Here is a 13673-nt window from a genome sequence, read left to right on the forward strand (position 1 = left end):
CACTTACAGCCAGGATGAGATCGGCGACGACGGCACGGTCACCGCCCAGGTCACCCTGCAAGAGGGTACCGAAGTCGGCGATACCTTGGTGGTCACCGACAAGGATGGCAACGTCCTCGACGAGCGCACGGTGACCCAGGACGATCTGGACAACGGCGTTAGCGTCGAGGTACCGGTCGAGCCGGGCGACACCGATGTCAGCGTGACCGCCACGGTCACCGATCCGACGGGCAATACCGCCAGCGATGACGATCAGAAGCCGGTGGATAACACATCCCCAGCGGTCTCGGTCGAGCTGACCGGCAGCGGCGACGACGGCACCTACAGCCAGGATGAGATCGGCGACGATGGCACCGTTACCGCCCAGGTCACCCTGGAAGAGGGTACCCAGGTAGGCGATACCTTGGTGGTGACCGACAAGAACGGCAATGTTCTCGACGAGCGCACGGTGACTCAGGACGACCTGGACAGCGGCGTCAGCGTCGAGGTACCGGTTGCCGAGGGCGACACCGATGTCAGCGTGACCGCCACGGTCACCGACCCGACGGGCAATACCGCCAGCGACGATGATAAGAAACCGGTGGACAACGTACCGCCCGCGGTCACGGTTGAGCTGACCGGCAGTGGCGACGACGGCACTTACAGCCAGGACGAGATCGGCGACGACGGCACTGTCACCGCTGACGTCACCCTGCAAGACGGCACCGAAGTCGGCGATACCCTGGTCGTGACCGACAAGGACGGCAACGTCCTCGACGAGCGCACGGTGACTCAGGACGATTTGGACAACGGTGTCAGCGTCGAGGTACCGGTTGCCGAGGGCGACACCGATGTCAGCGTGACCGCCACGGTTACTGATCCAGCGGGCAATACCGCCAGCGACGATGATAAAAAGCCGGTAGACAACGTGCCACCTGCGGTCTCGGTCGAGCTGACCGGCAGCGGCGATGACGGCACCTACAGCCAGGATGAGATTGGTGAAGACGGCACGGTCACCGCCCAGGTCACCCTGGAGGACGGCACCGAAGTAGGCGACATCCTGGTCGTGACCGACAAGGACGGCAACGTCCTCGACGAGCGTGAGGTCACCCAGGACGATCTGGACAACGGCGTCAGCGTCGAGGTCCCGGTTGCTGAAGGCGACACCGACGTTAGCGTCACCGCCACGGTCACCGACCCGACGGGCAATACCGCCAGCGACGACGACAGCAAGCCGGTGGATAACGTGCCGCCAGCGGTGAGTGTCGAGCTGACCGGTAGCGGCGATGACGGCACCTACAGCCAGGATGAGATCGGCGACGACGGCACCGTCACCGCTGAAGTCACCTTGGAAGACGGCACCGAAGTGGGCGACACCCTGACGGTGACCGACAAGAACGGCAACGTCCTCGACGAGCGCACGGTGACCCAGGACGACCTGGACAACGGCGTTACGGTGGAAGTACCGGTGGCACCGGGCGACACCGATGTCAGCGTGACCGCCACGGTCACCGACCCGAGGGGCAATACCGCCAGCGACGACGATAAGAAGCCAGTGGACAGCGTGCCGCCCGCGGTCACGGTTGAGCTGACCGGCAGTGGCGACGACGGCACTTACAGCCAGGACGAGATCGGCGACGACGGCACTGTCACCGCCCAGGTCACCCTGCAAGACGGCACCGAAGTCGGCGATACCTTGGTGGTCACCGACAAGGACGGCAACGTCCTCGACGAGCGCGAAGTCACCCAGGACGATCTGGATAACGGCGTTAGCGTCGAAGTCCCGGTGGCACCGGGCGACACCGAGGTTAGCGTCACCGCCACGGTCACCGATCCAGCGGGCAATACCGCCAGCGACGATGATAAGAAGCCGGTGGACAGCGTACCGCCCGCGGTCACGGTTGAGCTGACCGGCAGCGGCGACGACGGCACCTACAGCCAGGACGAGATCGGCGACGACGGCACTGTCACCGCTGACGTCACCCTGCAAGACGGCACCGAAGTCGGCGATACCTTGGTGGTCACCGACAAGGACGGCAATATCCTCGACGAGCGCGAAGTCACCCAGGACGATCTGGATAACGGCGTTAGCGTCGAAGTCCCGGTGGCACCGGGCGACACCGATGTCAGCGTGACCGCCACGGTCACCGATCCAGCGGGCAATACCGCCAGCGACGACGATCAGAAGCCGGTAGATTGGGATGTCTCGGTCGATGTGCCCAACGACCACGACGCCACCACGCCGGATGGCAACATCACTGACCAGGTGGTGTTCGAAAGCGGCCTGGCGGATGGCTCCGCGCCGAACACCAATGACACCCGCGTCGAGTCCAGCCTGACGCTGACCGCCCTGGACGGCCTACAGGACAACGGCGCGGTGACCCTGGCTTATACCGACGCGAACGGCGATCCGGCGACTCTTGAACTGAGCAAGGCACAGGTGGAAGCGCTGGGCAGCGATCCGCAAACGCTGACCACTCAGTACGGCGAGCTAACCCTGAGCGGCTACAGCCAGGCCGCTGACGGCACTATCACTCTCGACTACAGCTATGAGCTGACCACGGCACCGAGCGAGAACGTCGATGACCTGATGGATAGCATCACCGTCACCGCCACCGACCGTGATGGTCAGACCGACAGCGGCGATCTAAACATCAAGATCGTCGACGACGCGCCAGTGGCCGAAGACGACACCAACGCAGTGACGGAAGACAACGCTCTCACCACGACTGGCAATGTGCTGGGCGATAGCGGTGCCTCGCCGGGCGATGTGGCCGATACCCAAGGCGCCGACGGTGCCGCGGTGTCCGGCGTGGCCAGCGACAACGTACCGGGCAACGACGCTACCGACAGCGGCGGCACCTTGGTGATCGACGGCGAGTACGGCACCCTGACACTCAATGCCGATGGTAGCTATACCTACACGCTCGACAACGCCAACCTCACGGTACAAGGGCTGAGCGACGGTGAGACGCTGACTGAGACGTTCACTTATACGCTGACGGATGGCGACAGCGATGCGAACGATGCCACGCTGACCATTACGGTCAACGGCAGCGATGACGGCGTGACCGTCGATGTGCCCAACGACCATGACGCCACCACGCCGGATGGCGAGATTGGCGATCAGGTGGTGTTCGAAAGTGGCCTAGCGGATGGCTCCAACCCGAATGCCGCCGACACCCGCGTCGAATCCAGCCTGACGCTGACCGCCCTGGATGGCCTGCGGGACACGGGCGCGGTGACGCTGGCTTACACCGACGAGAACGGTGATCCGGCGACTCTCGAACTGAGCAAGGCACAGGTGGAAGCGCTGGGCGATACACCGCAGAGCCTGACCACTCAGTACGGCGAGCTAACCCTCAATGGCTACAGCCAGGCCGCTGACGGCACCATCACCCTCGACTATGACTACCTCCTGACCAATGCGCCGGAGGAAGACGTCGATAACTTGATGGACAGCATCAAGGTCACCGCCACCGACGAGGATGGCTCGACCGACAGCGGCGACCTCAATATCAAGATCGTCGACGACGCGCCGACCGCCGAAAACGATACCAATGCCGTGACCGAAGGTGCCGATACTAGTGGCAACGTGATCGGCGGCGATGGTGTCTCGCCGGGCGATGCCGCCGACACCGAGGGCGCCGACGGCGCCACGGTTACTGCGGTGACCAGCGACAATGTGCCCGCCAACGATGCCACCAACACTGACGGCACGCTGGTAATCGAGGGCGAGTACGGCACGCTGACGCTTAACGCAGACGGCAGTTATACTTACGAAGCCGACCCGGCCAGCACGAATGCCGATGTCCAGGACGTCTTCACCTACACCGTGCGTGATGGCGATGGGGATGAAAGCACCGCGACCCTGACCATCAATGTTGCCGATGTCACCGGCACCCCGACCGATACCACTGGCAGCGTGGATGAGGCAGGTCTGGCGGATGGCACCGATGAGCCCGCTGACAGCGAGATCATCAGCGGTGAAAGCCTCGACTTACAGTCGGGCTGGACGGTGGAGACTCAACAGAGCGGCTCGACGTCACTGGGTAGCTGGACGGTCAATACCGATGGCACCTTCGATTACACCCTGAACAGTGACGTAGACCACTCCGGCACGCCGCCGACCGATAGCTTCGAGTACACTGCGGTCGATCAGTATGGCAATACCGTCACCAATACCGTGACCATCGATATCGTCGATGATCAGCCGGTGATCAGTGTCGATAACGGTCAGTTGGGCAGTGTTGAAGTCGATGAGAGTGACTTCGACGCTGGGGAAGTCAGCGCCACCGATGCTGACTTTATCGACGGCGTATTCGCTATCGACCATGGGGCAGATGGCGAGGACAGCACGAGCTATCGCCTGCAGGTCACCGAAGGTGCGGTATCCGGCGTAATGGATACCGCCACGGGCGAAGCCGTTCATCTCTTTATGGATGGTGACGATGTGGTCGGTCGTGTGGGCAATGATACCGATGGCGAGATCGCCTTCCGTATCGCGCTGGATGGCGACACCGGTGCCGTGACGCTGACGCAGACTCGTCCGTTGGAGCACCCGGATAGCAGTGACCACGATGATGCCATCACCCTGAACGACGGCGCCCTCAAGCTAGTGGCAACCGCCGTCGATGGAGATAACGACAGCGTCGATAGCGATGCCGTCGATGTCGGTGGTAAGTTCACCTTCCGTGACGATGGTCCTTCCATCACAACGCCGCCTTCTAGCGCCTCGGTCAATGAAGCCAACCTGGCTCTGGGCAGCGATCCTAATGTGCCAGCGACTAGCGTATCCGATACCTTTGCAGTGGATTTTGGTACCGATGGTGCAGGGGATATCCAATTCAGTGAAGGGGGTGTCGATTCGACAGTATCGGCTCTTGAAGCTGCCGAGCTGACGTCGGATGGACAAGATATAGAATATGTCGTTAGTAACGATGGCCACACCCTGACGGGCTATCGCGGCACTGACCGTAGTGAAAGTGGCAAAGTCTTCACGGTCGAGATACTCAATCCGACCTCGGCAACGCCTGGCTATGAGTTCACGCTGCATCGGCCGCTGGATCATGACGGCGGGGCCGAGACCCTCGATATCAACTTGCAGCATCTGACAGTCACCGACGGTGACAATGATACGGTTGAAACCGGCTTCACCATCACCGTTGACGATGATGATCCCAGCGTTGAGCCTAAAGCCATCACGGTGGAGGAGGATTCGGACGTCGGGTCGACCGAGAATACCTTTAATACCAATGCCGATGCGACGGGCACTAACACTGGCATTGACGGTGGCACACCGGACGCAGAAGGTTGGGTAGAAACGACATACGGTAAGGCCAAGGTAAACGACGATGGCACCATTACCTACGAGCCCAACGAAAATTATAGTGGTGAGGATTCCTTTACCTATACCACGACGACCGATAATGAAACCAAGACCTTTACGGTTAACGTGACGGTCAATCCGGTCGCCGATGCGCCGGATCTACAGGGCGGCAATGTCCAGACCGATGAAGATACTGCGGTCGCGCTGAACCTGACGGCACCGAACCCTGTCGATACCACGGATCAGAACGGGGCAACCGCTGGCGACAACCCCGAACTGTTGGGCGAGATTACCCTGAGTGGTATTCCCGAAGGCACCGAACTGCTGGATGGCAGCGGCAATGTGCTGTGGACGAGCGATGGCAGCAATGGCAGCAATGGCGGATCGCTGACCATCGTGCTCTCCGATGGCGATCATACCGCCACGGCCGCTGGTGATCTGACCATGACCACGGCGCAGTACCAGGCGCTGCAGGTCAATCCGCTTGCCCAGAGCCACGAGAACTTCACCGTCGACGTCAGCGTGACCAGCTATGAGGTCGACGACAGCGGTAACCCGCTGAGTGGCGTGGACGGTGCGGAAAGCACTGCCCAAGTGGAGGTTGGTGTTCAGGCCGTAACCGACGACGTCGATCTGACCATCGACGGCTCCGATGATCCCCATACGGCCACCATCGACGAGGACGGCGCGCTGGATCTTGGCAACCTGCTCGGCGCCAGCTTCGAGGATCTCGACGGCAGCGAGGAGCGCTGGCTTGAAATCAGCGATGTGCCGGAAGGCACGTCCGTGACGGTGAACGGTAGCACCATCACCGCGGGAGCCGATGGCAAAATCGTTATTCCGGCAAGCGACCTTGGTGACTTCGGCGCCGGCACATCGACGCAGATTCCATCATCCTTGGTACTGACGCCACCGGCCGATTTCAGTGGCGATCTCGATGGCATCACCGTCACTCTCAAGGCCCAGGATCATGACAGCGATGCGGGTGATAACAACGGTGAGGTGAAGGAAGACTCGGTGACGCTGAATATCGACACCCTGCCGGTCGCTGATAAGCCGGCCGATATTAGCGCGGTGGGGCCGGAAGATAGTGAAATAGCCTTCCTGGCGGATCTCGATGTCAGTGATACCGATGGCAGTGAGACGATCATGTCGATCAGTATCGACAGCGTACCGGATGGCTGGGTGATCAAGGATGGCGACGGCACTGTCTTGCATACCGGTAACGGCAGCGATGGCTTCACGATCGGTCCAGACGATGTGGCCGACGGCAGCTATACCGGCTACACCGTCACGCCACCGGCCCATAGCAGTGTCGATGAAAGCCTGTCATTGCAGGTCACCGTGGGGGACACCGCCTCGACCGGCTCGGATATCCAGACCCACAACGTCACGGCGGATATCGCGGTGACACCGGTCGCCGAAGAGGTCGGTGGCGATAGCGACGGCGACGGCCAACCCGATCTGACCATGAATCCCGACCATACCTATGGCTCGACCGTGGACGGTATCGAGGATACCTGGTTCGCGCTCAACGCCGATGGCTTCAATCCGGCGGACGGCTGGGCTAACCAGGACGCCGATGGCTCGGAGCAGACCTTCGCGCTGCTGACGCCGGAGCTGGTCTCAGGCCAGGGTGATAACGCCGATGGCTCCAGCTTCCGCTATTCCACGGATGGTGGCGCCACCTGGGTCGAGCAGACCTATAACGGCTCACCCATCGAAGTGCCGGTGGAATACCTGGACACCCTGGAGTTCCGTGCGGCGCCGAACCAGAAGGGCGAGTTCCGGATTCGCGTCGAGGCCAAGACGGTGGATACCGATGCCGAGGGTAATACGGATACCGCCATCTCCGGCGAAGCCATTCTCGATGGTATCTTTATCGACACACCGGTAGCCGATCTCGCTTCGCTCAACGTCGCCTCGCCGGCCGAGGGCAACGAGGATGAGGCGATTGCGCTGGATATTCGACCACAAAGTTCAGATCCCAATGAGAGCTTCACGGTCACCATCAGCGATGTGCCGGATGGCGCGGTGCTGACCTACAACGGAGCGGACCTCACGCCCGATGGCGACGGCAACTATGTGATCGATGACTTCGACCGCAATGCGCCTTTGACCGTCACGCCACCCCAGGATAGCAACGAGGACTTCACGCTGACCGCGAGCGTGGTTACCGTCGATGAGTATGGTGGTGTGACCGATACCCTGGCGACGCCGGTCGAGAAGTCGATCAACGTCCATGTGGATGGGGTCGCCGATAATCCCGATGTGACCACCGATACGCCGGTCTACGCCGAAGAGGAGTTGGATGATGGTAGTGACAGCGTCACGCTGAGCGATATCATCACCGCCAATTCGGGCGAAGCCAGCGGCGATGGCTCGGAGATGTTGACCTACCGCATCACCGGTCTCGACGAGCAGTTCGATGTCGAGGGCGCGACGTTGATTCGCGGCGAGGGCGCCGAGCGTGTCTGGGTAGCCACCGACCCGAATGCCGTCAAGATCACCACGCCGGATAACTTCAGCGGCCAGGTGGACTTCTCGGTCACGCCCATCGTCACCGAAGATGACGGCAATACCCTGGAGAGCGCCGAGCAGCAGGTATCCTTCCAAGTCACGCCGTCGCCGGAGGCAGGGTTTAGCATCCAGTCCAGTCTGGCCGAGGATCAACTGGGGCAGCTCAACCTGAGCTTCGAGCCGCAGAACGGCGATACCAACGAGTCGTTGAATTCGGTATGGATCGAGGTTGCCAGCGTCACGGGCAATCAGTTCGAACTTTACTATGGTGATGACGGTACTACCACCCTGGCCGATGCTGCGGCAGATGGAAGCGTCACCGGCGTGATTGAAGAGGGCGGCTACTATAAGCTGACCGACGGTGCCTGGAACAACATCTTCGCCCAGGGCGACGAGCACTTCTCCGGTAGTGCCGGCACTCTCGAGGTGCAGTACGAGATCACCGATACCCCCAACGCTGGCTATGAGGGCGATGTTGACGACACCACGGTGGTCAAGAACGAAACCCATGAGGTCGTCATCGAGGCCGTGACCGATGTGCCCACGGTGACCATTACCGGGATCGTCAATATCGGTGACAGCGATGCCACCATAGACGAGCCCGCGAAGGACGTCACCGCCGACGGTAACGATCGTGTCGAGGTTACCGTCGATATCACCCAGCCGGATACCGACGGCAGTGAGTCCCTCAAGTACCTGCTGATCGACAATGTCCCTGCTGGGGTCGGCGTCGTGGGTGGCGAGTTCGTTGGGCAGGTCGCAGGTGGCACGGGCAGCCAGTGGCGTATCGAGATCGATCCCGACGTTGCTTTCAATGGCACCGACACCCTGACCCAGACCGTCGAGTTCACGATGGGCGATGGTACCCAGGTGGACGCCATTGAGGACCATGAGATCACCATCACCGCGGTGACCCAGGACAATGGCGCGACCAGTCAGGAGGAGAGCGGCAGCGATAGCTGGACGCTGACCGGTGAGGGCGACTTCGGCGATGGCGAGGACCCGAGCGAGATCATTAGTTGGCAAGACGCCAATGCGACCATGACCGAGGACACCGGCATGGCGCTGTCCGACCTAGTAACTGCCGAGATCGGGGACTCGCCTGATGGTCACAGCGCGGTGACCATCTCCAACCTACCGCCGGGCGCCGTAGTCAACGGTATGCAGCAGACCACCATCGACGGCGAGATAGTGTGGTATGCCAGCACCGATGACGGCAGCAATGCCGCCCTACAGACCCTGCTGGACGGCATTACGGTGACGCCGCCGGCCGACTGGAACGACAGTGAAGGGCCGTTCTCTTTTGACACTACCCTGACGACGCAGTCGCCGAGCGGCGAGGAAAATGCCTCGACGATCAGCGTCACGCCGCCGGTAACGCCGGTGACCGATACGCCGGCCGTCAACGTTTCCGCAGGCGATGTTGTTAGCGGCGAGGATATCGACTTCACCATCGACGTCTCCAGCCCAGCGGATGATCCCGATGTCAGCCTGGTGGATGGGCAACTGGTGATCACCCTCGATGAGACCGGTATGACCAGCGGCGACGGTGCCTCAGGCAGCCTGTGGTACAACGGCGAAGAGATCACGCCGGATGGCGACGGCAACTACGTGATTGATGGTGTCGCCGTGGGCGACTCGGTCACGGTGAGCTATCGTCCGGGGGACAATACTTGGGGCAACGTTTCGCTTATCGCCGAGGCGGCGACCCAGGAGACTGGTGCGGCCAATGTCGAAACCTCTACAGGGTCGAGTGCTTCCGAGATCGCGCCACCGCCGCCGGAAGTCACTGCCAGCGATGCCGTCGGTACCGAGGACGAACTGGTCGAACTGCAGGATCTGGACGTTTTGCTGCCGGATGCCTCACAGAGCCTTGATGCCTTGCTGTTAGAAGGTGTGCCAGAAGGCTGGCTGGTCAAAACCGGTAGCGATGCCGGTTCGGCGACGCTGGCTGATAACGTCGGTGGAGGAGGCTGGTCGATCCTCAACGACGACGGCAGTATGCCGGACTTCGTGGGCCTGGTGCCGCCGCGCAACTGGAGCGGTACCCTGGATGGCGCAGATGCCCTGACCCTGACGGCGCGGACCAGCCGCAACGGTGAGAGCGAGACCACCTCCACTGACTTGGAAGTGGACGTTCAGGCCGTGGCCGATGGCATCACGCTGTCGCCCGAACTGAGCTTCGGTGACGAGGGTGACAAGATTCCGCTCAACCTCAGTGCCTCGATGGAGGACCTGGACGGCTCGGAAACCGCAACGATCAAGCTGACGGGGCTTGGCGAGCATGCCAGCTTCTTCACCGACGGCGGCGATGCGCTGCTGGATAGCGTCAGTTATGACAGCGGCAGTGACACCTACACCCTAAGCGGTATCACGCCGGATCAGATCAATGATTTGTATCTGGTGCAGGGGGCGATGCAAGGCTCCGTGGATATCAAGGCCTGGACCACGGATGGCAGCGATGAGTCGGCGCATGTCTCGGATAGCTTCGAGGTCAATATCGCAGCCGTGGAGCCGACATCCGGCGACGATACGCTGTTGTATAGCGGCTCACCGATAGATGCCCTGGGCGGCGAAGACACCATCGTGATGCGCTTCAGTGAAGACCTGGACCAGAACGACTACGCTAACTTCGATAATATCGAGCGCCTCGATCTGACGGAGAGCGGCAGCAATACGCTGGATGCCCTGCGTCCGGAGGATGTGCTGGAAATGACCGATGAAGGAAATACACTGAGCATTTTAGGTGATGAGAATGACACCGTTGAGATCGGGACAGGCTGGACCGAGGGTGGCAATCTCATAGAAGATGGCGTTACTTTCCGAGTCTACAACAACGCTGATGAAGATATCTCGTTGAAAGTGCAGAGTATACTCGTGGAGTAAGTCAGCAATAGAGACAGCAGCAAGTGTGCAGCGCCAGGGTTGTAAAATACCCTGGCGTTTTTTTAACTGCGACATCCCTTTATTATGAGGTTATAGCACTAATTTCAATGGTTGCTCACGCAACCCCTGCTATACTCCCCCGGTTTTTAAAAATAGCCTTTCTTGGTGCCATTTCGGTCTTTCTTAGTCCGCATGATGTGCTGCCAAGCCTTGGCTGTCGTTTGAAAAAAGTTAAGTATTCCATGGAAAAAATAAACAGGAGCAGTTATAGGTCTGCACGCCGACGACCATGTTTTTTGGAAGTTACTTTCATTCTTAAAGCGCTGGTGTATCTAGAGAGGAGGGGTGTTGATATTTATTAAATATATGCAGTGGAGCAGTAGAAAAAAACTAAAAAACGCCAGAAAAATTAAAATATAACTACAGGAATGGTTGTGATGATTTTAGGGCTTACCTTGCTATATGTTGGAGCAGTTCTTTTTGTGAACGGAATATGGCTGCTAGGCAAAATTGGTGACAAAGAGGTATCTGTCATCAACATAATGGTTGGTGTGTTGAGCTTCATGATTGCTGTCTATTTGATTTTCCGAGAGCCAGATAATTCTGCTGCTATTAGCACCGGGGCATTTACTTTGCTATTTTCGTTTACTTATCTTTGGGTTGGGGCTAACCAGTTTTTAAAGGCGGATGGAATCGGGCTTGGATGGTTCTGTTTCTTTGTTAGTATTACAGCAGCCTTTGTTGGGGCGAGCTCTATCACCAATATAGGACTCAACTTCGAGCTGTGGAATACGCTCAGCTGGTTCGCATGGTCTGCTTTGTGGTTCAGTTTTTTTTGTCTACTAGCGTTGGCGAAAAAAATACAGCGTTCAGTCGCGGTCTACACACTCTTTTGTGCGGTTTTTACGGGTTGGATTCCTGGCGTTATGATACTGTTAGGCATCGTCAATACATAGCGACTCGTTACTAAATGTAAACATTACTTAAAATTTATTGAGAACGCCCACATTGCGAATTTACGCGGTATATAATCGTTTAATGGCCGCGGCTGTTCATGAGCACGCCTGTCATGCTGGAGTAGCGCTCTTAACATGTTTTACTGTGCTATCAGTATATGGCAAAGCAATTAGCAAATTATGGAGATGAAAACATGGCATCAGTATTGAGCGACTACATCAAGAAAGAGCAGATGTTAAAGCAGCTGCAGGAAGAGCTGCAAGCGCTTGAAAGTAATAGTGAACTGAAGAAAGAGCTGGAGTTCAATGAAAAATTACAGAAGCTAATGACAGAGCATGGAAAATTAGCTCGCGACGTATGCGAAATGCTTGACCCATCATATCTGTCTTCATCGGTTAAAGTCACCAAGACCAGTAGTACCGATGGTCGCAAGAAGCGTCCTTTAAAGGTGTTTAAGAATCCTCATACAGGGGAAGTCGTTGAAACGCGTGGTGGCAACCACAACGTCATTAAAGAGTGGAAAGCTAAATTTGGCAACGAAGAAGTGGTTAGCTGGATCGTAGAAGAGCGCGCTTAATATGTTCATCCGCCGCTCGTCTGGAGTGCTCCACGGGCGGCGAAGATTGGCAGCCTGGCCATTTGATCTATAGTTTTATAAAGCGGTTGCGCTTCTCTATGTTTACCTTGCAAGGCTTGTAGAGTGCTAGGAGCGAATAATGAACAGAAAATGGCTTGGTTGCTTAAGTTTAGCGGTAACCGTTGGGGTTGTATCTTTGCCGGCAGCGCACGCAGCAGACAGGTTGTGCGAAGACAAAATGACCGTCTTACGGCAACAGCTGGAGCACGCCCAAGAGCATGATAATCAACATCGTGTTCGAGGATTGCAGCGTGCGTTGCACTCCATCGAAGAGCATTGCACGAATGAGCAAGTCCTTGCTGAGGCTACCGAAGAGGTTCGGGAGAGCCAGGAAGAAGTGCGTGAGCGCGAGTTAGCGCTTGAGGAGGCGCTTAGTGAGGGCGACGAAGATGATATTCAGAAACGACGTGAAAAATTAGCAGAAGAAGTGCGTGAGCTTGAAGAGCACACTCAGGAACTGAATTCACTGCAGCGGCGTATTAACGAATAATCTGCACGAGGATTTAGCACCTAGCCGCAAGATTTGTGTTTATTCCAAACAACCTCTTTTAATACCGATGAAATGCTGGCAACGCCCAACAGAGATCAAAAAAACAAGCCATACTGAGTGGGGGTACCGCAATGGAGTCACTCCAGCAACGCATTGGCCTTATGGCAACCATGCTAGTGATGATAAGCCTAATCAGCGGATGTCGCGGTCAACTAACCGTAACGGTGCCATTGCCCATGCTGGTGAACAATCCAGCTGCCTTTGATGACAGACACATCGTTACCCAGGGCGTCGTGCCCCTTCACCTCACGCGGGTCGATCAGTTACCAGGCGAATAACCTCTGCAGTTAAGCGATGCTATTAGCAGCCTAACGTAGCAAGAGCGAACGATCTATCGCTATAAACTCACTGGCCTCATTTATTAATGATGCTGCCGTAAGTTGAGGAACACCATAAACCTCAACTTTTTTACCATGCTTAACGCGTATTTTGTTGACTAAAAGATCAAAGTCTCCATCGCCAGAGACTAATACAATAACATCTGCTTGTTCTGCATATTCCATTGCATCGAGAGCAATGCCAACATCCCAGTCACCTTTCGCAGAACCGTCTGAGCGTTGGATGAACGGTTTCAGTTTTACATTAAAACCAATTGCTCTGAGTATATTTTGAAACTCCCGTTGCTTTGGGTCACCTCTGTCGATGGCATAGCAAAAAGCAGCCACAACGTCTCTGTCAGTGGTTACTTGTGCCCAAAATTTGTTGTAATCAAAGTTTTTACCATACGCTTCTCGCACGGTGTAATAGACGTTTTGGATATCAATAAATATCGCAACTTTGGTCATTAGCTATAATCTTTTTTGTCGTTAGTGATG

The 13673-nt window shown here is 57.5% G+C and carries 6 protein-coding genes; 5 read left to right on the forward strand and 1 reads right to left on the reverse strand.

The genetic code is table 11. The features are described 5' to 3' along the window. The first annotated feature begins 88 nt into the window (after positions 1 to 88). From CEK60_RS19875 to CEK60_RS19895, 5 genes are all read left to right on the forward strand, one after another. Positions 89 to 10714 carry a DUF5801 repeats-in-toxin domain-containing protein gene (locus CEK60_RS19875; RefSeq protein WP_232471531.1) on the forward strand — a complete coding sequence of 3542 codons (10626 nt, stop codon included), beginning with the start codon at positions 89 to 91 and terminating at the stop codon, positions 10712 to 10714. Positions 10715 to 11151: 437 nt separating this feature from the next. Beyond that, positions 11152 to 11670 (forward strand): AmiS/UreI family transporter, encoded by a 519-nt coding sequence (locus tag CEK60_RS19880; protein ID WP_089040477.1) that lies wholly within the window; start codon positions 11152 to 11154, stop codon positions 11668 to 11670. Positions 11671 to 11864: 194 nt separating this feature from the next. Beyond that, entirely contained in the window at positions 11865 to 12248 is a 384-nt protein-coding gene (locus CEK60_RS19885; RefSeq protein WP_089040478.1) for a histone-like nucleoid-structuring protein, MvaT/MvaU family, read from the forward strand. Between the two features lie 139 nt (positions 12249 to 12387). After that, positions 12388 to 12798 carry a DUF1090 domain-containing protein gene (locus tag CEK60_RS19890; protein WP_089040479.1) on the forward strand — a complete coding sequence of 137 codons (411 nt, stop codon included), beginning with the start codon at positions 12388 to 12390 and terminating at the stop codon, positions 12796 to 12798. Positions 12799 to 12929: 131 nt separating this feature from the next. Then, positions 12930 to 13136 (forward strand): hypothetical protein, encoded by a 207-nt coding sequence (locus CEK60_RS19895; protein ID WP_198361399.1) that lies wholly within the window; start codon positions 12930 to 12932, stop codon positions 13134 to 13136. 30 nt (positions 13137 to 13166) lie between these two features. On the opposite strand, the gene CEK60_RS19900 is transcribed toward CEK60_RS19895, so the two are convergent. Further along, positions 13167 to 13643 (reverse strand): LabA-like NYN domain-containing protein, encoded by a 477-nt coding sequence (locus CEK60_RS19900; RefSeq protein WP_089040480.1) that lies wholly within the window; start codon positions 13641 to 13643, stop codon positions 13167 to 13169. Between the last annotated feature and the right edge of the window lie 30 nt (positions 13644 to 13673).

This window comes from Halomonas sp. N3-2A, assembly GCF_002216165.1.
Taxonomy (GTDB): domain Bacteria; phylum Pseudomonadota; class Gammaproteobacteria; order Pseudomonadales; family Halomonadaceae; genus Vreelandella.

What these genes read in the sequence shown, in the direction of transcription:
- CEK60_RS19880 (WP_089040477.1), top strand. Translation starts at nt 11,152, where the DNA reads ATGATTTTAGGGCTTACCTTGCTATATGTTGGAGCAGTTCTTTTTGTG.
- CEK60_RS19895 (WP_198361399.1), top strand. Translation starts at nt 12,930, where the DNA reads ATGGAGTCACTCCAGCAACGCATTGGCCTTATGGCAACCATGCTAGTG.
- CEK60_RS19900 (WP_089040480.1), bottom strand. Translation starts at nt 13,643, where the DNA reads ATGACCAAAGTTGCGATATTTATTGATATCCAAAACGTCTATTACACC.
- CEK60_RS19885 (WP_089040478.1), top strand. Translation starts at nt 11,865, where the DNA reads ATGGCATCAGTATTGAGCGACTACATCAAGAAAGAGCAGATGTTAAAG.
- CEK60_RS19890 (WP_089040479.1), top strand. Translation starts at nt 12,388, where the DNA reads ATGAACAGAAAATGGCTTGGTTGCTTAAGTTTAGCGGTAACCGTTGGG.